Origin of the sequence: Sphaerotilus uruguayifluvii, from assembly GCF_013294065.1 — a bacterium.
GTDB lineage: Bacteria > Pseudomonadota > Gammaproteobacteria > Burkholderiales > Burkholderiaceae_C > Sphaerotilus > Sphaerotilus uruguayifluvii.
In genome coordinates this window covers 154,601-175,879 of the sequence record NZ_JABSNM010000008.1, presented here as the reverse complement: position 1 = coordinate 175,879, position 21,279 = coordinate 154,601, and the positions used below count along the sequence as shown (strand labels likewise).

Annotated in this window: 20 protein-coding genes; 15 read left to right on the top strand and 5 right to left on the bottom strand. The window is 67.9% G+C overall.

Annotated features, from left to right (window positions below):
- Positions 1–178: 178 nt before the first annotated feature.
- Positions 179–1,204: an NAD(P)-dependent oxidoreductase gene (locus tag HNQ01_RS10975; protein ID WP_173805471.1), complete on the top strand. Its 1,026-nt coding sequence runs from the start codon at positions 179–181 to the stop codon at positions 1,202–1,204.
- On the opposite strand, the gene HNQ01_RS10970 is transcribed toward HNQ01_RS10975, so the two are convergent.
- Positions 1,155–4,016, bottom strand: a complete 2,862-nt coding sequence (locus HNQ01_RS10970) for a valine--tRNA ligase (protein ID WP_173805470.1) — start codon at positions 4,014–4,016, stop codon at positions 1,155–1,157. The genes HNQ01_RS10975 and HNQ01_RS10970 overlap by 50 nt on opposite strands.
- 197 nt (positions 4,017–4,213) lie before the next feature.
- On the opposite strand from HNQ01_RS10970, the gene HNQ01_RS10965 reads away from it, so the two are divergent.
- From HNQ01_RS10965 to HNQ01_RS10955, 3 genes are all read left to right on the top strand, one after another.
- The gene (locus HNQ01_RS10965; protein ID WP_173805469.1) at positions 4,214–5,062 is read left to right on the top strand and encodes a 3-hydroxybutyryl-CoA dehydrogenase; all 849 of its coding nucleotides are present in this window, start codon (positions 4,214–4,216) and stop codon (positions 5,060–5,062) included.
- A 22-nt stretch (positions 5,063–5,084) separates the two neighbouring features.
- Positions 5,085–5,906, top strand: coding sequence for a diacylglycerol/lipid kinase family protein (locus tag HNQ01_RS10960; RefSeq protein WP_173805468.1), 822 nt, complete (start codon positions 5,085–5,087; stop codon positions 5,904–5,906).
- 174 nt (positions 5,907–6,080) lie between these two features.
- Entirely contained in the window at positions 6,081–6,242 is a 162-nt protein-coding gene (locus tag HNQ01_RS10955) for a hypothetical protein (protein WP_173805467.1), read from the top strand.
- Between the two features lie 83 nt (positions 6,243–6,325).
- Here HNQ01_RS10955 and HNQ01_RS10950 read toward each other — a convergent pair whose 3' ends face one another.
- The gene (locus HNQ01_RS10950) at positions 6,326–8,527 is read right to left on the bottom strand and encodes a peptidase domain-containing ABC transporter (protein ID WP_217427495.1); all 2,202 of its coding nucleotides are present in this window, start codon (positions 8,525–8,527) and stop codon (positions 6,326–6,328) included.
- An 8-nt stretch (positions 8,528–8,535) separates the two neighbouring features.
- Positions 8,536–9,933 (bottom strand): HlyD family secretion protein, encoded by a 1,398-nt coding sequence (locus tag HNQ01_RS10945; protein WP_173805466.1) that lies wholly within the window; start codon positions 9,931–9,933, stop codon positions 8,536–8,538.
- 263 nt (positions 9,934–10,196) lie between these two features.
- On the opposite strand from HNQ01_RS10945, the gene HNQ01_RS10940 reads away from it, so the two are divergent.
- The 9 genes from HNQ01_RS10940 (at position 10,197) to HNQ01_RS10900 (ending at position 15,649) form a co-directional block, all read left to right on the top strand.
- A complete protein-coding gene (locus tag HNQ01_RS10940; RefSeq protein WP_173805465.1) occupies positions 10,197–10,415 on the top strand; it encodes a hypothetical protein in 219 nt (72 codons plus the stop codon).
- Between the two features lie 117 nt (positions 10,416–10,532).
- A complete protein-coding gene (locus HNQ01_RS10935; protein ID WP_217427494.1) occupies positions 10,533–11,120 on the top strand; it encodes a YiiX/YebB-like N1pC/P60 family cysteine hydrolase in 588 nt (195 codons plus the stop codon).
- Positions 11,121–11,141: 21 nt separating this feature from the next.
- A complete protein-coding gene (locus HNQ01_RS10930) occupies positions 11,142–11,945 on the top strand; it encodes a hypothetical protein (protein ID WP_173805463.1) in 804 nt (267 codons plus the stop codon).
- 58 nt (positions 11,946–12,003) lie between these two features.
- Entirely contained in the window at positions 12,004–12,762 is a 759-nt protein-coding gene (locus HNQ01_RS10925; protein WP_173805462.1) for a 3D domain-containing protein, read from the top strand.
- A gap of 47 nt (positions 12,763–12,809) precedes the next feature.
- Positions 12,810–13,274, top strand: a complete 465-nt coding sequence (locus tag HNQ01_RS10920; protein WP_173805461.1) for a M15 family metallopeptidase — start codon at positions 12,810–12,812, stop codon at positions 13,272–13,274.
- Positions 13,271–13,663 carry a hypothetical protein gene (locus HNQ01_RS10915; RefSeq protein WP_173805460.1) on the top strand — a complete coding sequence of 131 codons (393 nt, stop codon included), beginning with the start codon at positions 13,271–13,273 and terminating at the stop codon, positions 13,661–13,663. Before HNQ01_RS10920 ends, HNQ01_RS10915 begins: the two co-directional genes overlap by 4 nt.
- 18 nt (positions 13,664–13,681) lie before the next feature.
- A complete protein-coding gene (locus HNQ01_RS10910) occupies positions 13,682–14,542 on the top strand; it encodes a hypothetical protein (RefSeq protein WP_173805459.1) in 861 nt (286 codons plus the stop codon).
- Between the two features lie 23 nt (positions 14,543–14,565).
- Positions 14,566–14,781, top strand: a complete 216-nt coding sequence (locus HNQ01_RS10905) for a hypothetical protein (RefSeq protein WP_173805458.1) — start codon at positions 14,566–14,568, stop codon at positions 14,779–14,781.
- Between the two features lie 319 nt (positions 14,782–15,100).
- A complete protein-coding gene (locus HNQ01_RS10900; RefSeq protein WP_353621686.1) occupies positions 15,101–15,649 on the top strand; it encodes a type I restriction endonuclease in 549 nt (182 codons plus the stop codon).
- Here HNQ01_RS10900 and HNQ01_RS10895 read toward each other — a convergent pair.
- Positions 15,630–17,417 (bottom strand): alkaline phosphatase D family protein, encoded by a 1,788-nt coding sequence (locus HNQ01_RS10895; protein WP_173805522.1) that lies wholly within the window; start codon positions 17,415–17,417, stop codon positions 15,630–15,632. The two genes, HNQ01_RS10900 and HNQ01_RS10895, sit on opposite strands and share 20 nt — an antisense overlap.
- A gap of 116 nt (positions 17,418–17,533) precedes the next feature.
- Between HNQ01_RS10895 and HNQ01_RS10890 the strand changes: the two genes are divergently transcribed.
- Together HNQ01_RS10890 and HNQ01_RS10885 are read left to right on the top strand one after the other, a co-directional pair.
- Positions 17,534–18,970 (top strand): AAA family ATPase, encoded by a 1,437-nt coding sequence (locus HNQ01_RS10890; protein WP_173805457.1) that lies wholly within the window; start codon positions 17,534–17,536, stop codon positions 18,968–18,970.
- Between the two features lie 14 nt (positions 18,971–18,984).
- A complete protein-coding gene (locus HNQ01_RS10885) occupies positions 18,985–20,505 on the top strand; it encodes a VWA domain-containing protein (RefSeq protein WP_173805456.1) in 1,521 nt (506 codons plus the stop codon).
- 34 nt (positions 20,506–20,539) lie between these two features.
- Here the strand turns inward: HNQ01_RS10885 and HNQ01_RS10880 are convergent, their stop codons facing one another.
- Complete coding sequence (locus tag HNQ01_RS10880; protein WP_173805455.1) at positions 20,540–21,160, bottom strand: Tll0287-like domain-containing protein; 621 nt, start codon at positions 21,158–21,160, stop codon at positions 20,540–20,542.
- Positions 21,161–21,279 lie beyond the last annotated feature (119 nt).

The following is a 21,279-nucleotide window of genomic DNA, read 5'->3' as shown; positions in this document are numbered from 1 at the left end:
AAGGAACTGGAACGTTGTCCGGGACGCCAAAGTTGTTGAATGGACGGCAAAAGCCCGTCTTCTCGATCAATTCTGGCACGAGATAGTGACATCTCCACGCCCGATCAGGGGACCGTAATACATCCGGCTACTGATTAACATCGAAGCTCACCGATCCGTCACGTTTTGCCGCATTTACATGGACCTGCTTGTTGCCGAACCGCTCGAACCCGAGGTGCTGCGCTGGCTCGAGGATCGACATCAGGTCTTCCACGCCCCGCGCCTGGCCGACGACCCGCGCGTGCTGATGGACCTGCTGCCGCAGGCTCGCGCGGCCATGCTGCCGGCCTCGGTCGCGATCGACCGCCGGCTGCTGCTGCGCACGCCGAAGCTGCGTGCGGTCGGCCGCGTCGTCGGCGGGGCGGAGCACATCGACTTCGCCGCCTGCGCACGCGCGCAGGTCGAGGTGGTGCGCTGCGCGGACGCGGCGGCGCCGGCCGAGGCGGAATTCCTGCTCGGCGCGCTGATGTCGCTGCTGCGTCCCGATCCGCGCGAGCATGCGCCGGTGGGCGGACGCGAGCTCGGCCACAGCACCGTCGGGCTGGTCGGCATGGGCGCGACCGCACGCCGGCTGGCGCGGCTGCTGCAGGCGCTGGGCACGACGGTGGTCGGCTACGACCCGGCGCTGCACGCCGGCAGCGCGCACTGGGCCCGCTGGGGCGTGCGCCCGGTCGCGCTGCCGGAGCTGTTCGCCGGCTGCGACGCGGTCAGCGTGCAGCTCGACTTCTTCCCGCGCTATGCGCGCCTGCTGGGCGAGCGGGTGCTGGCGGGCTGCCGGCCCGGGCTGGTGCTGGCGAGCGTCTCGCCGCTGGACCTGTTCGATGCGGCGGCGCTGGCTCGGGTGCTGCGCAGCGGCCGCCTGACCGCCGCCTGGATGGACCAGGCCGGGCCGGAGGTGCGCGGCGAGGGTCATCCGCTGCACGGGGTGCGCGGCCTGGTGCTGACGCCGCGGCTGGCGTCCTACACCCGCGAGGCGCGGCTGCGCAGCGCCTGGGGCGTGGCGCGCCGGATCGACGAGATCCTGAAGCAGCTGCCGGCCGGCGACCGGGTGGTCACGATGCCGGCCGAGCTCGACGAGCTGGTGCTGCCGCCGATCGGCGGCAGCGGCGCCGGCCTCAGCCGAGGCGCTGCAGCTGCGACTGCAGCTTCGCCAGCGTCTCGCTGAACGCGGCGATCCGCGCGCGCTCCTGCTCGACGACGGCCGCCGGCGCGCGCGCCACGAAGCTCTCGTTGGCCAGCTTGGCCTGGGCCTTGGCGATCTCGCCGCTCAGGCGGGCGACTTCCTTGCCCAGGCGCACACGCTCGGCCTCGACGTCGATCTCCACCTTCAGCGCCAGGCGCGCCGCGCCCTGCACCGCCACCGGCGCCAGCGCGCTGGCCTCGGCGAAGGCGGCCTCGTCGGTGATGACCTGCACCTCGGCCAGCTTGGCCAGCGCGCGGATCACCGGCGCGGCCGAGGCCACGAAGTCGGCGTCGCCGCAGGTCAGCAGCGGCACGCGCTCGGCCGGCGACAGGTTCATCTCGCTGCGCAGCGCACGCACCACGCCGACGATCTCCTTCAGGCGCGCGACCCAGGCGTCGGCGGCCGGATCGACCTTCTCCAGCACCGCCACCGGGTAGGCCGCGGTCACGATCGAGTCGGCGGCGTCCGCCGCCTTGCGGCCGGCCACCACCGCCACGCCGTTCCACAGCTCGGCGGTGATGAAGGGCGCCACCGGGTGCAGCAGGCGCAGCGTCGTCTCCAGCACGCGGATCAGCGTGCGGCGGGTCGCGCGCGCCGAGGCCTCGTCGCCGGCGTCCTTGGCCACCTGCAGCTGGACCTTGGCGATCTCCAGGTACCAGTCGCAGTACTCGTCCCAGACGAACTGGTAGATCGCGTTGGCGACGTTGTCGAGGCGGTAGTCCTTGAAGCCCTGCGCGACCGCATGCTCGACGCGCTGCAGCTCGCCGGTGATCCAGCGGTCGGCCGGGCTGAAGCGCAGGTAGGCGCCGGTGGCGCATTCCTCGGCGGTGTGGTCCTTCAGGCCGCAGTCCTGCCCCTCCGTGTTCATCAGCACGAAGCGGGTGGCGTTCCACAGCTTGTTGCAGAAGTTGCGGTAGCCCTCGCAGCGCTTGGAGTCGAAGTTGACCGAGCGACCCAGCGTGGCCATCGCCGCGAAGGTGAAGCGCAGCGCGTCGGCGCCGTAGGCCGGGATGCCCTCGGGGAACTCCTTCTCGGTGGCCTTGCGCACCTTCGGGGCGGTCTCGGGCTTGCGCAGGCCGACGGTGCGCTTGTCCAGCAGCTCCGGCAGCGCGATGCCATCGATCAGGTCGACCGGATCGAGCACGTTGCCCTCGGACTTGGACATCTTCTTGCCCTGAGCGTCCAGCACCAGGCCGTGGATGTAGACGTGCTTGAACGGGACCTTGCCGGTGAAGTGCTTGGTCATCATGATCATCCGGGCGACCCAGAAGAAGATGATGTCGTAGCCGGTCACCAGCACCGAGGACGGCAGGAACAGGTCCTGCTCGATCGTCTGCTCGGGCCAGCCCAGCGTCGAGAAGGGCACCAGCGCCGACGAGTACCAGGTGTCGAGCACGTCCTCGTCGCGCTTGAGCTCACCGGTGTAGCCGGCGGCGGCGGCCTTCTCGCGGGCCTCGTCCTCGCTGCGGGCGACGAAGAGCTGGCCGTCCGTGCCGTACCAGGCCGGGATCTGGTGGCCCCACCAGAGCTGGCGCGAGATGCACCAGTCCTGGATGTTCTTCATCCACTGGTTGTAGGTGTTGACCCAGTTCTCGGGCACGAACTTGACGTCGCCCGAATCGACCGCCTCGATGGCTTCCTCGGCGATCGACTTGCCGTTGGCGCCGGCCTTGGTCATCGCGACGAACCACTGGTCGGTCAGCATCGGCTCGATCACCTGCCCGGTGCGGGCGCAGCGCGGCACCATCAGCTTGTGCGGCTTCACTTCCACCAGCAGGCCGTCGGCTTCCAGCGCAGCGACGATCTGCTTGCGCGCGACGAAGCGGTCCAGGCCGACGTACTCGGTCGGGATGTCGGCGGCCTCGTGGGCGCTGACCTTCGCCTCCAGGTCGAAGATGGTCAGCATCGGCAGGCCGTGGCGCAGGCCGACCTGGTAGTCGTTGGTGTCGTGCGCGGGCGTGACCTTGACGACGCCGGTGCCGAACTCCTTGTCGACATAGGCGTCGGCGATCACCGGCACCCGGCGGCCGGTGATCGGCAGCTTCACCTGCTTGCCGATCAGGTGCGTGTAGCGCTCGTCTTCCGGGTGGACCATCACGGCGGTGTCGCCCAGCAGAGTCTCGGGGCGGGTCGTGGCCACCACCAGCGACTCGTCCGAGCCGTCGACCGGGTAGCGGATGTGCCAGAGGCTGCCGTTCTCCTCCTCGCTCTCGACTTCCAGGTCGGAGACGGCGGACTTCAGGATCGGATCCCAGCTCACCAGGCGCTTGCCGCGGTAGATCAGGCCTTCCTCATGCAGGCGCACGAAGGTCTCGGTGACGACCTTCGAGAGCTTCTCGTCCATCGTGAAGTACTCGTGCGACCAGCTCACCGAGTCGCCCATGCGGCGCATCTGCTGCGTGATCGTGGCGCCGGACTGTGCCTTCCACTCCCAGACCTTGGCGACGAAGTTCTTGCGGCCGAGGTCGTGGCGGCTGACGCCCTGGCCCTGCAGCTGGCGCTCGACGACGATCTGCGTGGCGATGCCGGCGTGGTCGGTGCCGGGCACCCACAGCGTGTTGTGGCCCGACATGCGGTGGTAGCGCGCCAGCGAGTCCATGATCGTCTGGTTGAACGCATGGCCCATGTGCAGCGTGCCGGTGACGTTGGGCGGCGGCAGCTGGATGCAGAACGAGGGCTTGCTCGGGTCGAGCGTCGGCGCGTAGACGCCGCTGGCCTCCCACTGCGGCGCCCAGCGGGCCTCGATGGGGGACGGTTCGAACGATTTGGACAGGGCGTTGAGGGCGTCGGTCATGGTGGGCACGGGTGATCGGGTCCGCTGGCCGCGTGCGCACGACGCTCGCGGTCAGGCGCGGACAAGGGCATGATTCTAAGAAGTGTGACCCGCGTCAGGCCGGCGTGAGCGGCCTCAGGCAGAATCGAACGACCGTTCTTTTTTCGGACTCCCTGTCCGAGCCCCTTCATTCCCTTCACCTTTCCCGGAGCACCCACATGAGCATCCAGACCGTCGGCATCATCGGCGCCGGCACCATGGGCAACGGCATCGCGCAGGTCTGCGCGCAGGCCGGTCTCGACGTCGTCATGGTCGACATCAGCGAGGCGGCAGTCCAGAAGGGCCTGGCCACGATCGCCGGCAGCTTCGACCGCCTGATCAAGAAGGAGAAGCTCACCGCCGAGCAGAAGGCTGCCGCGCTGGCCCGCATCAAGCCCTCGACGAGCTACGACGACCTGAAGGCCGCGCAGCTGGTCATCGAGGCCGCCACCGAGAACGAGGCGCTGAAGATCAAGATCCTCGGCCAGCTCGACGCGCTGCTGGCGCCGGAGGTGATCGTCGCCACCAACACCAGCTCGATCTCGATCACCCAGCTGGCCGCCAAGACCCAGCGCGCCGACCGCTTCATCGGCATGCACTTCTTCAACCCGGTGCCGATGATGGCGCTGGTCGAGATCATCCGCGGCCTGCAGACCTCGGACGCCACCCACGCCGCGGTGCACGAGCTGTCCACCCGCCTGGGCAAGACGCCGATCACCGTGAAGAACGCGCCGGGCTTCGTCGTCAACCGCATCCTGGTGCCGATGATCAACGAGGCCTTCTTCGTGCTGTCGGAAGGCCTGGCCTCGCCGGAGGACATCGACGCCGGCATGAAGCTGGGCTGCAACCAGCCGATCGGCCCGCTGGCGCTGGCCGACATGATCGGCCTGGACGTCTGCCTGGCGGTGATGAACGTCTACATGGAGGAGTTCAACGACTCCAAGTACCGTCCCTGCCCGCTGCTGAAGGAATACGTGGCGGCCGGCTGGCTGGGTCGCAAGACCGGCCGCGGCGTCTACAGCTACTGATTCCCGCCGTCGCGGCAGCACCGTGGCGCCACCGGCCGTCGTGCTGCTGAACCCGCTGGCCGCGCAGGGGCGCGCCGGCGAGCTGCGCCGCCCGGTCGGCGACTGGCTGGCGCGGCATGCGCCAGGCGTGCCGCTGCTGTCGGCGCCCAGCGTGACCGAGGCGCGTGCGCTGCTCACCATCCTGGCCCCGCGCACCCGGATCGCGCTGATCGGCGGCGACGGCACGCTGCACGCGATGCTGCCGGCGCTGCTCAAGGGCGGCCTGCGGGTGGGTCTGGTACCGGGCGGCCAGGCCAACCGGATCGGCCAGGGCCTGCACCTCGACACCCTGGGCTGGACCCGCGCGCTGATGCACGCGCTGCACGCACCGACCGCCCCGGTCGACATCGGCCTGCTCGAGACCGACGCGACGATGCTGCACTTCGCCGGCCTGGTGCGCCTGGAGGCGCCCCGGCCGCTGGTGCTGTGGATCAACCAGCGGCGCCTCGCGCTGCGCCCGCCGACGACCCGGCTGCGCATCTGCAACCTGCCGCCTCCGATCGCCGACGGCGATCCGCCCGAGCGGGTGCTGCCGGTGCTGGCCGACGACCAGCTGATGCATGTGCTGTGCGATCCGCCCCGCCCGGCCTGGCGGCGCCTGTTCGGCCCGGACCGGCGCCCGCCGGCCCGCCCGGCCAGCAGCGTGCGCGTCGAGTGCGAGCTGCCGATGCAGCTTCAGGTCGACGGCGAGATGCTGCTGCCCAGCCGCAGCGCCCGCGTCGACGTGCTGCCCGGCGCGCTCGAGATGACCGGCTCGCATGTGCCGGTGCTCGATCCGCACCGGCTGGCCGACACGAGCTGGTGAGCATCCCGAGCACCCGACATCCGACTTAAGCGGCCCTGACAAGGGCGGCGCAATACCGCCACCCGCATTGCGCAATGTAACCACTTGTTAAATACTTCACGCAACACGGCACCCGTCGTGTCGAGATCCCGGCCGGATCCCTCGTCATCCCCACCCATCACGGAAGGAACGATCATGCGTGAACTGAAGAAGGAAGAACTGAAGGCTGTCTCCGGCGGCACCCTCTGGCTCCTCGGCGGCCTGCTGAGCTGCCTGTTCCCGGTCAAGACCTACTGCGCACCGGTCCAGACGACCACCTGCGCACCGAGCAAGCCGGTCCAGCAGCCGAAGTGCTGATGTAACCGCCGAATCGGGCCGGACCGCCGGGCCGATTCCGCACACTCCCCCGGAAGGACCGCCATCGCGGTCCTTTGCCTTTTTCAGCGCCCGGTGCCCATGCGCCGCAGCCACGCCGCCGGCGGCCCGTCGAAGACGATGCGCCCGCCCTCCAGCGCCACCACCCGCTCGGCCGCGGCCACCGTCTCGGGGCGGTGCGCGATGACGATGCGGGTGATGCCCATGCGCGCGACCGCGGCGTTGACGCCGGCCTCGCGCTGCACGTCGAGGTGGCTGGTGGCCTCGTCGAGGATCAGCACCCGCGGGCCCTTGTAGAGCGCGCGAGCCAGCAGGACGCGCTGCTTCTGCCCGCCCGACAGCGTCGTGCCCATGTCGCCGACGAGGGTGTGCAGGCCCATCGGCATCGCCTCGATGTCCTCGCGGATCGCCGCGAGCTCCGCGCACAGGCCGATGCGTTCCAGGTCGGGCTGCGGGTCGAAGAAGGCGATGTTCTCGGCCAGCGTGCCGGCGAAGAGCGCGTCGTCCTGCATCACCGCGCCGACGCAGGCGCGCCAGGGCGTGCGGCCGATGCGCGCCAGCGGCACGCCGGCGACGCGGATCTCGCCCTCGACCGGCCGGAGGTCGCCCAGCAGCAGGTTGACCAGCGTGCTCTTGCCGCCGCCCGAGGGCCCCACGACGGCCACGCACTGGCCCTCGGGAATCACCAGGTCCAGGCCGTCGATGACGAAGGGCTCGTGGTCGGAGTAGCGGAAGCGCACGCCCTGGCAGCGGATGTCGAGCGGCCGGCCCGCGCCCGGCGGCGGCAGGCCCTGCGGGGCGCGGCCGTCCTGCTCCTCGGTCTCGGTGGGCGTGAGCACGATGTCGGCCAGGCGCTCGGCGTCCAGCCGCAGCAGGCGCAGCTCCAGCAGCTTCATCACCAGGTCGGTCATGCGGCCGTCGAACTGGGTGCGGTAGGCGGTGAAGGCCAGCAGCATGCCCAGCGTCAGCTCGCCCGCCAGCACCGCCTGCGCGCCCAGCCACAGGATGGCCACCGTCGACAGGCCGGAGAACAGGCTGCGGCCGATGACGCGCACCAGCTGCAGCGCCTGCACCCGCAGGCCGGCGTTGAGCTGCGCGGCCAGCAGCGACTGCCAGTGCGCGCGCCGCTCGACCTGGCGGCCGAAGAACTTGAGCGCACGCACGCCGCGCACCGACTCCAGCACATGCGAGGACTGGGTGGCCTCGCGCACGATCTCCTCCTCGCGCGCGCGCAGCAGCGGCCGGAAGATCAGCACCAGCAGCAGCGCGTACAGCAGCACCGCCAGCACCGCCACGCCGGCCAGCTTCGGGCTGTACATCAGCATCAGCCCGAGCGCGAACAGCGCCATCACCCCGTCGAGCGTGGCCTCGACGAAGGTGGTGGTCAGCACCTGCTGGATGTGGTCGATCGACTGGAAGCGCGAGATCACGTCGCCCAGGTGGCGCTTCTGGAACCAGGCCACCGGCAGATCGAGCAGATGCTGCAGCACATTGCTGCGCCACTGCAGCTTCAGCGAGGCCGACACCGCCGCCAGCAGCCAGCCGCGCAGCAGCGCCAGGCCCTGCTCGGTCACCGTGATGACGACGAAGCCCAGGCCGAGCAGCGTCAGCAGCTCATGGTCGCGCGACAGCAGCACCTGGTCGGTCACCCACTGGGTGAACTGCGGATGCGCCAGCGCGAACACCTCCAGCGCCAGCGACAGCGCCAGCAGCCGCGCCAGCATCGCGCCGCCGCCGCGCACCTGGCCGATCAGCCGCGGCAGCGTGACGCGGGTGCGCTCGCTGCGCGGCCGGAAGCCCTCGGCCGGCCACAGCTCCAGCGCCACGCCGGTGAAATGCTCGGACAGCTCGCGCCGGCTCACCCGGCGCTCGCCCCGCGCCGGGTCCAGGATGACCGCGCCGCGGGCATCGGCCTCCTTCAGCACGACGAAGTGGCTCAGGTCCCAGTGCAGGATGCAGGGCCGGCGCAGCTGCACCAGCTCGTCGACCTCCAGCCGCAGCGCGCGCGAGGCCAGCTGCTCGGCCGCGGCCACCGTCACCAGAGCGCCCAGGCTCATGCCCGACAGCGACACCGCATGGCGGCGGCGCAGCGCCAGCAGGTCGGTGCGCACCCCGAAATGGCCCAGCACCATCGCCAGGCAGGCCAGGCCGCACTCGGCCGCCTCGGTCTGCAGCACCACCGGCACGCGCGAGCGCATCGCCAGCGCGATGCGCAGGCTGTCGATCAGCAGCTGCGCCTTGCCCGACGCGTCGTTCTTCATGTCCATGCCCACGCTCACGCCTTCACCGCCCTGGCCGCGGTCAGCAGCGGCTCGAGCATCCATTCCCACAGCCGGCGCTGCTCCATCATCAGGTCGGCCTGCACCCGCAGGCCCGGGCGCAGCGGCGCGGCGGCGCCCGGCGGAAAGACCTGCGTCGCCAGCTTCACGGTGATCGCGTAGAGCGGCTCGCCGCCGGCGCCGCCCGCCGGCTCGGGCGCAAAGGCCGCCAGGCCGAGCTGGTCGTCGACACCGGCCGGATAGGTCGACACCGCCACCACCTCGCCGCGCTGGTGGCCGAACTTCTGGTACGGGAAGGCCTCGTGGCGCAGCCAGACCGGCGTGCCCGGCCGCACGAAGCCGACGGTGCGGCTGGGCGCGTACAGCACCGCCTGCAGCGTCGCGTCGTCGGGCACCAGCACCAGCAGCGGGCGCACCGCGTCGACCGTCGTGCCGGGCGCGCCCTGCAGCAGCGTCGCGCGCCCGTCCTGCGGCGCGGTGATGACGATGCGCCGGCGCGCCTCGGCATCGGCCAGCTGCTCGCCCAGCAGCGCCAGCTCGCGCTCGATCGACTGCTCGCGGGTCTGGCGCGCGGCGCGGGCCTGGTCGAGCTGCTGCTCGACCTGCGCCTGCTCGCGCGCCAGCGCCAGCGCGTCGCGCACCAGCCCCTGCAGGCGCTGGCGCTGGTCGGAGAGATCGCGCTCGCGCTCCTGCCAGGCCTCGCGCGTCACCAGGCCCTGGTCGAACAGCAGGCGCTGGCGCTGGCGGCTCTCGTCGGCCAGCGCGATGCGGCGGCGCTGCTCGTCCTGCTGCTGCGCGATCTGCGCCCGCTCGGCGCCCATCGTCGCCACCCGGCGCTGCAGCGCGCCGATGTCGGCCTCCAGCGACTCGACGGTGCGCCGGCGCTCGGCCTCGAGCAGCTCGCGGCGCTGCGCGATGCTGCCGCTGATCTGCGCCTGGTAGCCGGCCTGGCCGGTGACCGCCGGCTCGGCACCGGCCGGCCGGTCGGTGCCCAGCACGTAGAGCACCTCGCCGCGGCGCACCGGCTGGCCCTCGCGCACGCGCTGCTCGATGACGGTGGCGCCCTGCGGCGCGACGATGCGCATCACGCCCTGCAGCGGCACCAGCTGGCCGCCGACGGTGGCGCGCCGGGTGTAGCTGCCCTGTGCCACCAGCAGCACCAGCGCCCCGGCCAGCAGCAGCGCGCCCCAGACGGCGGCGTGCCACAGCGGCCGTGCGCCCAGCAGCACCTCGCCGGCCAGACGCGGACGCCGCCCGGCCATCACCTCGGGGCGGAACAGCGGACTGTCGTCGTCCTCCTCGGCGGAAGACGCCGCGGCACCGGGCGGCGGCTCCTGGATCGTCGCGGGAAAGCCGGAATCGTCGTCGGCAGGCGGGGCAGCGGCGCGGGACATCTTCGGGTTGAAACAATGGGACACACATCGTAACAACCGTTCGGGACAGGTCCCACGCCGCCCCGCGTCCGCGGGAGCCGGAACCGGCAGGGCCGATGGGGTGTGTCAGGCGCTGGTGCTGTTGTCCATGAAGTGCACCAGCGACCGGCACGCAGGCGATCCGGACAGCCAGAGGGTGACGCGCATGGGCGACAGGGAGAACGACCTGACGGGCGTGATCACGCTGGTGGACTTCAACGACCCGGACAAGCTCGGCAAGGGCCATGAAGATGGTCGATCGGCTCTCGAACCTGATTGGCATCTTCAACACGCCGGGGCGGGATCTCAGCGGCAACCGGGCCAAGGGCGATGACCTGCTGGGAGACGCCTACGAATTCCTGATGCGCCACTTCACCACCGAAAGCGGCAAGCCCCCCAGGCAGTTCATGCGCCGATTGATCACCACAACCGCTGCAGACTCTGGGAATCAGCTGTCTGCTTGACGGGGGAGCTTACGGCATGAGTCCAGAGGTTTATCCTACAAATTAATGATGACGGCCTTTTCCACTCGGCTCAAGATCAAGATGGGTTCTCTGGAACATACGACACACGGAGAAAACATGGCCGACCACATGAACAAGAATGCAGTATCTGCATTACCAATCACCGATTACCTCATCCTTCGCGCAAGCCTCCGGACAGGCGATCTTCTGTTTGCCTCAGGAGATTATCTTGTATCCAGAGCCATTCAAAAAATCACCAAAAGTCCATGGAGCCACATCGGCATCATCTTCAAAATAGAGGAGATTGACCGAGTTCTGCTGCTGGAGAGCGTTGAAGACATGGGGGTTCGTTTTGCCCCTCTGTCTAAATACACCGATGACTATGAGAATGGAGCGCCTTACGATGGCAGACTCGTGGTGGCCAGGATCAATGATTTCGCTCCATCCGGAATCGCACCAATCGCAAAATTCGGCATCGACGAACTTACCAGGCCATATGACAAGGACGAAGTTTCAAAAATCATAGCTCGGATCGCATTAAAAATCGGGAAGCTGGAGAGGGATCGCGAATACATCTGCTCCGAACTGGTGTACGAGTGTTTTCTCAAGGCTGGAAGAACGTTCGCTTACAACGAAAACAAGTTCATCAGTCCGGAAGAGATATGGCGAGATTCGAAGGTAGCACTCCTCGGCAGATTCAGATAACAATCGACCATCAAACTGAAAATGCATCACTTCGCACACTATGTCAAGCGCAGAGTGCGCCTCAATGATATTACGCCAACCTCACCTGCATACGCTGCACACCAATCCCCCGAAGAAGGCTTCATCAGCCCTGTCTATCACTCAATAGCCATCAATTCCGGAGTAGCCCCCAAAATAGAGCAGGGAGACACCATATGGTTATTTTCTCAACTCTCAAGTCCCTGGGGAAGTTTTCCACCATCTCTCGACGGAAAAATAGAAGTCGCAAAGATCGACAAGAACAACAACATGCTAGGAAGATACCGATTTGATGCCGACATCGAATCAAGGTGGTATCCGCTCTATGACGCAAGTAGCTTGGTCAGCAGGATATGCACCACGAACGCGGCTCGAAAAATACAACCGTTGATCAGTGCAAATCAACAGACCGTAGGGCAAGCCCTGCGATTCCCTCGGGAAATTTTCAATCCACGCTGCCTGATTGATCACGCTACAGCCATAGAGCAGATGGCCCCAGATTTCATCAGTTACAGAATCCAGGATGGCACAGAACAAGCATTCGGGTTGGCAAGGCGGCTGATTCAGAACGGACGTTCCGTTTTCTGGGATCGGTGGTCACTGCCTCGCCGATTGTCAGAGCGCCACCAAAAGGTCGACGCTGTTGCGCTAGATGAGCACACCATGGAAATCATCAGAGGGTCTCGCGTGGTATGGGGGGTCTCTTCCGAGATGTACGGCTTGACCGGATCGTATTCCCAGCTTGAAAAGCAATTTTCTGAGCAATTGGGGAAGTTCCGGGAATTTCCTCCGTGGCGAGCCGATTGACAGTTGGCAAAGCCACATCAAACCAACACTCTTAAATTACCATTCCAAAGCAATAATCATGCAGTCGACGATACTGAAATATCTGTGCCTTGCGATCACCTTGTCCCATGCAACCACAAGTGCTGGACAAAGCTCATCTGACTTCTCGTTGCCACCACCTTCGGCAGAGGCAGGCGAACAACTGCAACTCTGGGCGACCCACTACTTTGTGCATGCGGCCCCCAGCACACCAACCGGCATTCCATTCCAAGACAAAACCGGAACAGCACTTTCTGACAAGGTTTCACCCAGGGACTGGTGCCTTGCTGCAATAGAAGGAACTGTACAAGTCGACTTCAACGGCGAACCTCGGACGCTAAATTACGGCGGCATCGGCAGCAAAAATAATGTGGATTGCGCCGCCGTCTTGCGGATTGACCCGTTGAAAAAACCATGGATAACCAGAACAGGAAAATCATTTTTCACGAAGGCAAATGGCATTTACGGCGATGGCATCACAGGTTATCAACTGATTCCTTTTCGGACAATCGCTGTCGACAGAAAGACACTCCCCTATGGCAGCGTCATATATATCCCCACGGCACGCGGAATCGAGATTCAACTACCAACAGGCTTAACCGCAAAGCATGACGGATATTTCTTTGCTGGAGACACAGGCGGCGCAATCAAAGGTCAGCACATTGATGTATTTTGCGGGACATCAAGCAAGAATTGCCTTCCTGGTTTTGTGCGGAGCGATAAAAATATAACATTCAGCGCCATAATGATCTCAGACAAAGAGATAGTTAAGCAGCTTACCGATCAGCACAAGAAATGACATATTAAGTAACGCCCCACATTCAAACAATCACCGGAGAGAATTCCATGCCCTACAAATTAAGTGAGCGTTCGTTAAAAGAACTGACTGGTGTGCATGATGACCTTGTGTCCGTGATTCGACGTGCGGCTGAACTGTCAGCAGAAGAATTTGCCGTTCATGACGGAATTCGAACATTGGAGGAACAAAAGGAACTGGTCAGAGCTGGTGCCAGTCAGACTTTGGATTCAAGGCATCTGACGGGTCATGCTGTCGACTTGGTACCCGTCATCAACGGCAAACTCCGTTGGGAATGGGATCCAATTTACCGTATTGCTGACGCTGTCAGAACAGCAGCGAAAGAATTGGAAATTCCTTTACGCTGGGGTGGAGCATGGGATATCGATTTCACCAGCTCCAATGATCATACCGAGGATCTTGTAGCGGACTACTCGGCCAGACGCAAACGAGCCGGAAAAAAAGTATTCCTTGATGGGCCGCATTACGAGTTGCCCAAGGCCAAATATCCATGAATATTTTTAAAAAATGGGGTTTACTGATTTTTTTCACAATTAGTGGCTTCGGCTGCACAACGGTTTACGTCCGCAGCGACGACGGCACACAAATCACCGTAGCCAGGAACATCGGTTTCACCCACATCAGCAGCAACCTGACGGCGGAAGGCAAAGGCTCGTTGATCTACAAGGCCCGAGGTCTGGGTCTGCTGGTGTCACCACGAGGCGGCACGCTAGGGTGGGTCGATGAAACCACGGCCCTCATTGGCGATGCGTCGCGCTGCCAGATGATTGTCTGGATCGACTCGGACAAGAGCCTGGAGCAGTTGAAAAACCTGTTGAGCCAGCACCAGATCAGCCCGGATCGGCTGTGCATGGTGGCACCCAAGGCGCAAACCCAGCCCTGACCTCATCCGGCACAAGACTTGTTATTTCTCACCCCGATCCTTGGAGGAAATATGTCCCGTCACATGAAAATACCCGCTTCCGCTATCCTGCTGGCACTTGGTGTCCTCAGCGGGTGCCAGAGCACCCCCAACCATACCAATACCCTAATTTTTGGAACAAATACCAAGATTGCACTGGATGTATCGCAAGACCCCACCGGCGTTGTCGGCGTCACGCTGGGATACAAGCGCCAAGAGGCGGTGTGGATGCCATTGCTCGCCAACACCAGAAAATCGAACACGTCTTCAGATATGTTGCCGGCAGACTGCTCAAATTCGACAGCACCCGATACCGTTAATGTGACTCCCGGATCGAAAGATCCTAAAGTCATGGATTGTAAGTTCACCGGAAAAGCGGGATCGACCAGCACCAACGGGACTGGCGCGGAGGACACCTATTCTGTGCTGGCGACCTTCAGCGGCGAAGGCAAGGGTGTTGCTGGCACCGCGGCCGGAAAACCGGAAGCCTCGGCAGGCGGTGCGCTCGCCCAGTTCTTTGCCACCGGTCTGGCGGCCCGTGTGCTGGCCGAACAAGGATCGTCGATCGTCAACACGGCCGGTGGATCGAAAAACTCGACCGCCAGCACGCCAAAGGCGACCGATGCCGTGAGGTCCAAAATCACCGCAGAAGACGCAGCGATCGATCGGGTGATGTATGCCGTCACCGACAAGAATAAGGTATTGTCGAAAGACAGCCTGAAAACGCTCGCGGACAAGGCCAAGTTCGGTGGCACGGGAGTCAAGGAACGGGTGATCAACTCACAAGATGAGCAGGACTTGCGGTCCTTCCTGTCCGACCATTACGAATCCGCCGCCAAGCCCTTGTTCGACGCCCTTTAACACTTCACACGACGAGGCTAGTCATGCCACACAGCATCGAGATAGAAATCCACGCTTCAAGGAGTGGCGCGCAAGATCGCGCTGAATATTTCGACGCCAGGGGATTCCAGACCACAGTGGATTCCTACAGGGATGCGACCTGGGACAAAAAACTCAAGGAAGCGGACGCGGGAAAATATCCGGATGTCGCATCCCAGGACGATGGCTCCGATGTCTGGGTACTGATCGCCACCAGATAAGGCCAGCACCACCGTCAGACCTACAATCCCTCGCATCAAGAACCACACGACGCCGGGGAACCTGTCTGATGAACACCCATGACCTGGAGGAGTCGGCCACCCAGGCCCGTGTCGTCCGAATCTTCACCGACTCCCTCCCCTACACCTACCTCGGCCGCTGGTCCGACCGCCCCGACAACCGCAACATCGAGCCCGCCCTGCTGCGGGCTTTTCTCTTGGCGCAAGGCGTGGACGCCGCACTCGCCAACCGCGCCATATTCCACACCTGGAACAAACCGCCAACGACCGCGTCCAGCGCCTGCACGACCGAAACCGCGCCGTGTACGAGTTGCTGCGCTACGGCGTCAAGGTGCGCCCCGACGCGGGCGAGCAGACCCGCGATGTCTGGCTGATCGACTGGAAACACCCCGAGCGCAACCACTTCGGCATCGCCGAGGAAGTCACCGTCAAGCCGCACGACCCGCGCGCCCACACCAAGCGCCCCGACCTCGTGCTCTATGTCAACGGCATTGCGCTGGCCATGATCGAGCTGAAACGCTCCACCGTCTCGGTGTCCGAAGGCATCCGCCAGAACCTCGACAACCAGAAACCCAAATTCATCGAAGGCTTCTTCTCGACGCTGCAGTTCGTCATGGCCGGCAGCGACACCGAAGGCCTGCGCGACAGCACCATCGGCACGCCCGAACGCCATTACCTGACCTGGCGCGAAGACGGCCCTGACCTCGTGCGCGTGCTGGACGCCGCCCGGCCATCCCCTCGGGGCGGAAGATGGACGCGCGGTACCAGACCTCAGCTCCTGAATCGTCGCGGGAAGGCCGGAACCGGCAGGGCCGGTCCCGGCGCCAGCCTCAGCCGGCGGCGACGCTGACCGACGCGCTGCCTGCCGCCACCGTCAGGCGCGTGTCCGACAGCAGCGGGCTGGCCGGTGCCGTGCCCTCCGCATTCAGCGGGCGCACCTTGTGGAAGGTGACGTCGAACGACGTCGCCGTCACGACCGCCGACGCATAGCCCTGCGCGTCGTGGTCGCCATGGCGCAGATCCGGGTTGTGCGCCTTCAGCGTCGCGTCGAACACCGCCGGCGTGGCCGCCAGCGCGGCCAGCGGCGTGCCGCCGGCGCCGGCCTTGATGTAGCTGTAGAAGCTCGAGCTGCTGATGCCGGCGCTGACGAAATCGACCAGCACCGGCGTGCCGACGGCCGGATCGGGGTTGTCGCGCACGACGTGGCACTGGAAGGCGTGCAGGTCGCCGGTGATGGCGACGACGTTGCGGATCGCGTTCGTCTTCAGGTGGCTCAGCAGCTCGGTGCGGTGCGTCGGGTAGCCGTCCCAGCCGTCCGCGTTGACGACGTAGAGCGCGTTGTACGGCGCCGGCGCCAGCGTGCGCAGGTCCAGCCACATGCGGCCGAGCGTGACCTCGTTGCCCCAGACCTTCCAGGTCGCCGGGGAATTCTTCATCGTCGTCTTCCACCAGGCGGTCTGCGTCGTGCCGAGCACGCCGGGCGCGCGCCCCAGCGCCGCCGTGCGGGCCGCCTCGAACTGCGCCAGCACCGGCTGCTGCACGAAGTAGCGCGCGCCGAGCGAGTCGCTGCCGTTGACGAGATCGTGGCCCTGCGCAGCGGCGAGGGTCGCCTCGTCGACCACATGGTCGTCGCGGTAGAGGCGCTGATCGGTCATCACCAGATGCATCAGCGTGCCGAAGCGGAAGTCGCGGTAGATGCGCAGGTTGTCGTAGGCCGCGTTCGCGGTGTCGAACGAGACGTCGCCGAAGTCGACCGGCATGTACTCGACCCAGGCCTGGCTGGCGGCGCGGCGGCGCGCGGTCTGCTGCAGGTTGGCGTTGGTGTAGGTCTGGTGGTCCTGCCAGCAGTCGTCGCTGAACTCGTGGTCGTCCCAGATGCCGATGAAGGCGAACTTCGCGTGCACCGCCTGCAGCCGGGCGTCGCCGCGATAGGTGCGGTAGAGCGTGCGGTAGTCGGCCAGCGTCGTCGCATAGCGCCCGCCGCCGGGCAGGGCCGTGCCGTCGGGCAGGCTGATCGCGCCGTGCGCCGGCTCGGCCGCACCGGCCTGGAACGCCGCGCCGGTGGTCTCGTAGATGTAGTCGCCGACGTGGACGACGAAGTCGTGGTCGCCGGCGGCGATCAGGTCCATCGCGCCCCAGTGGTTGACGCTCCAGTCCTGGCAGGTGAACCAGGCGAAGCGGACCTGCGCGGGCGTGGCGTCCGCGGCCGGCGCGGTGCGGGTGCGGCCGACGGCGCTGCTGTCGGCGCCGGCGCGGAAGCGGTAGTACAGCGCCGTCGCCGCCGGCAGGCCGGTGACCTTGGCGCGCACCGTGTGGTCCCAGGTGGCGCGGGCGCTCAGCGCCACCGACGCGAGCAGGCTGGCGAAGTCCTCGCGCGCCGACACCTCCAGCGTCAGCGCGACGTCCGCCGCCGTGCCGTCGGCGTGCACGCAGCGGCTCCAGAACACGACGCTGTCCGGGCGCGGATCGCCGCTGGCGACGCCTTGCGGAAATCGGTAGGTGCCGGTGGCGGGAGCGGTCCCCCCGTCATCCGCATCCCCACCGCCGCCACAGGCCGTGAGGGCGGCCGGCACGACCGCGAAGAACGCGGAGCGGGACAGAAACTGACGACGATTCAGCGGCATGGCGGCAACTCCGGGGCAGCAAGGCAACGACGGTCCCGATTCTCGCCAGGGCCCACGTCCGGGACGTGACAGGTTGCCGGGCTACCGACGTGCGCCGAGAATGGGGCCCCATGTCGCCCGCCTGCCCCGCCGCTGCCGCCCCGTCCCTGCCCTGCCCCGACCGCCTGAACGCGCTGATCGCCACCCTCGGCGACGGCCTGCTCGAACGCGACGCCGAAGTCCGCCTGGCGCTGCTGGCCGCGCTGGCCGGCGAGCATGTGCTGCTGCTGGGCCCGCCCGGCACCGCCAAGAGCGAGCTGGCGCGCCGGCTGCACCGCGCCTTCGAGGGCGCGACCTACTTCGAGCGGCTGCTCACCCGCTTCTCGACGCCGGAGGAGCTGTTCGGCCCGCTGTCGCTGAAGGCGCTGGAGAACGACCGCTACGAGCGCCTGACCGCCGGCTTCCTGCCCGAGGCGGGCATCGCCTTCCTCGACGAGGTCTTCAAGGCGAATTCGGCCATTCTCAACACGCTGCTGACGCTGCTCAACGAACGCGAGTTCGACAACGGCAGCGGCCGCACGACGGTGCCGCTGGTCAGCGTCGTCGGGGCCAGCAACGAGGTGCCGGGCGACGAGACGCTGCAGGCCTTCTTCGACCGCTTCCTGGTGCGGCTGCCGATCGCGCCGGTCGGCGACGAGGCCTTCGAGGCGCTGCTGCGCCTGGCCGACCGGCCCGCGCCCGTGCCGGCCGAGCCGCTGCGCCCGGCCGAGCGCGAGGCGGTCGCCACGGCGGCCGCGCAGGTCGGACTCGGCGACGACGCTGTCGAGGCGCTGCGACGCCTGCGCGCCTGGCTGGCGGCGCAGACGCCGCCGCAGGCGCTGTCGGACCGGCGCTGGCGCCAGCTCGTCGGCCTGATGCGGGTGGCCGCCGCCACCGAGGGCCGCGCGCAGGTCGACGCGCTCGACCTGTGGCTCGCGCCGCAGGCGGCCGCGCCTCGGCCGGAGCTGGCGCCGGCGCTGCAGGACTGGTTCGCGCGCGAGATCGCGCAGGCGGTGCCGCAGGATGCACCGTGGCTGACCCGCGCGGTCGAGGCCTTCGAGCGCCAGCTCGAGCTCGAGCAGCGCGCCGAGGCCGACGGCGAGAGCGACAGCGCCGGCAAGATGGCGCTGGCCCGCGCGATCGGCGGCGGCCGCGACGACGACGGCGCCGCCGGCTCGATGCGGCTGCTGGCCCGCCAGCTCGAGGCCTCGTCGCGCCGGCGCTGGAGCGCGGTGCATGTGGCGGCCCGCGTCGCGCAGGTCGACGAGACGATCGCCGCCGCACGGCCGCACCGCGAGGCCGCCGTCGCCGCGGCCGAGGCGCTGGCGGCGCGGCTCGAGGGCCGCCTGTGGATGGCGCCGTCGCGCGTGGCGGCGCTGCTGGCCGCGCATGCGCACACCGCGCTGGTGCTCGACGCGCTGCTGGCGCGGCTGGGCGCCGTGCGCCAGGGCTTCGAGGCGCTGCCGCTGGAGGAGGCGCCCGGCGCCGAGCCGCCCGCCACGCCGACGCCGGTCGCGCTCGAGGCCTGAGCACGGCCGCAGTCATGCGCACTCCATCCCCAGGCCTCGCCCAGCCGCCCGTGCCGGCAGGTCCGGCGGATCGGCCCTACGACCGGCTGGCCGAGCTGCCGCGCGAACTGTGGCTGCCCGCGCTGGTGGCCAGCGTCGGCGACGCCGAGGCCCGACTGCGCGACACCCGGCGCTGGCAGCAGGCGCTGGAGGCCGGCACGCTGCCGCGGCCCCAGGCCGACTTCGGCGATGCCGAGGCGCTGGCGCCGCTGCGGGTGGCCGTGGCCGAGCTGGGCCTGCCGGGCCTGAGCCGGGGCGTGCCGGCGCTGGCCGAGCAGGTGCTGCGCACGCTGCTGTGGCACCTGGACCGCATCGTCGACCACCAGCCGCGGCTCGAGCGCGCGGCGGCGATCGCACTCGCCGCGGCCGACTTCCGCGCCGAATGGCAGCTCGAGAGCAGCGGCTGGGACGAGCGCTTCGTGCTGCTCGACAGCCTGGGCGACCCGTCGCGGCTGAGCTGGGACCAGCTGCGCGGCCACCTGAACTCGCGCCCGTGGCGCCAGGCGCAGCAGGCCGCGGCCTGGCTGGAGAAGCTGCCGCAGCTCGCCGCGCTGATCCGCCGGCTCGGCCGCGCCGAGCGCCAGACGGCCGCGCCCGCGCCGGCCGTGGAGCCGCGCCCGGACGCGCGCGCGGTGACCGGCCTGCGCGCGGTCGAGACCCGCCTGCCCGACGCGCCGGGCGAGCTCACCGGCGTGCAGCTCACCGGGCGCATCGACCGCATGCTGGCCTCCGAGGCGGTCATGCTGCGCCACCCGGTGCTGTGCCGGCTGTGGCGCGCGCGCCAGGCCGAGGCGCGGCTGCTGGGCTGGCAGTCCGAGGCGGTGCTGACCGACTGGCGCCATGATCCGGCCGCGCCGCCGCGCTCGGCCGCGACCCCGCCCGAGCCCGAGTCGCGCGGCCGCGGCCCCTTCATCCTGTGCCTGGACACCTCCGGCTCGATGCGCGGCGCGCCCGAGAACATCGCCCGCGCGGTCGTCATCGCCGCGATGCGCGCGGCGCACGCCGAGCGGCGTGGCTGCGTGCTGATCGCCTTCGGCGGCCCCGGCGAGGTGATCGAGCGCGAGCTCGACCTGAGCCCGGGCGGCCTGCAGGCGCTGATGGACCTGATGGGCCAGGCCTTCGACGGCGGCACCGACGTGCAGACGCCGATCGAGCGCGCGGTCGAGCGTGTCCACCAGGCGCGCTGGAACCAGGCCGACCTGCTGATCGTCACCGACGGCGAGTTCGGCTGCATGCCCGCCACGCTGGCGCGGCTCGACCAGGCCCGCGAGCGCCTGGGCCTGCGGGTGCAGGGCGTGCTGGTGGGCGACCGCGAGACGATGGGGCTGCTCGACGCCTGCGACGACATCCACTGGGTGCGCGACTGGCGCCGCTACACCGACGACCCCGGCGCGGTCACCGAGGCCTCGCCGGTGCACAGCCGCAGCCTGACGGCGATGTATTTCCCGAACGCGCTGTCGAGCCGGGCGGCACGCCACCGCGCCGGTCCGGGCTGAGGCTGCGCGGCGCGCTCCGGGCCCAGCCGCGGGCTCAGTCGCGCAGCGGGCGGCGGATCGACAGCGCGCCGCGCAGCTGACCCGGCGCGTAGCCGGTGGCGCGGTCATGCGGATAGAGCTGCTGCAGCTGCGCGCGCACGCCGGCGGACACCTCGTCGGCGCCGCCGTGGCAGGCCACGCAGGCCGGCTGCAGACCGATGGCCTTCATGTAGCGGAAGGCGCGTCCGGAGGGCTCCTCGACCACCTCCGCCTGCTCCATCGCGTCGAGCTTCTCTCCGGCGGCCTGGCGCTTCGCGAAGCTGGCGAGCACCGTCTGCTCCCAGGCGTCCGGGCCGCCCAGCAGCGCGTTGCGGGTGCGCGTGCCGATGCGGGTGACCCGCCAGCCGCTGGCCTGCGAGACCTCGCCGGCCAGCCGCGGCGCCAGATCGCGGCAGACCGTCACCGCACCTTCCGGGCCGCGCGCCTGCACCTCGGCCTGCAGCGTCGTGACCAGCTGGCGCAGGAAAGGCAGGCCGACCTGGCGCGCCTCGGCCGTCATCGCCGCCACGTCGGGCCCTTCGGCCGCCCCGGCCAGGCCGGCCGCCGCGCCCAGGACCGCCATCGCCACGGCTCGCCGCAGCGTCGCCTCCATCGTCACCTTGGTCACCTTCGTCATGAGTCGCCTCCTTCATCTTCATACGGTCCCGGGTAATTCCAGCCGAAGGCCGCGAGTCTATCGGCGGACCCGGCGCCGGCGCAGCCTCGGGCATGACGCACATCAATGATCCCTCCAGT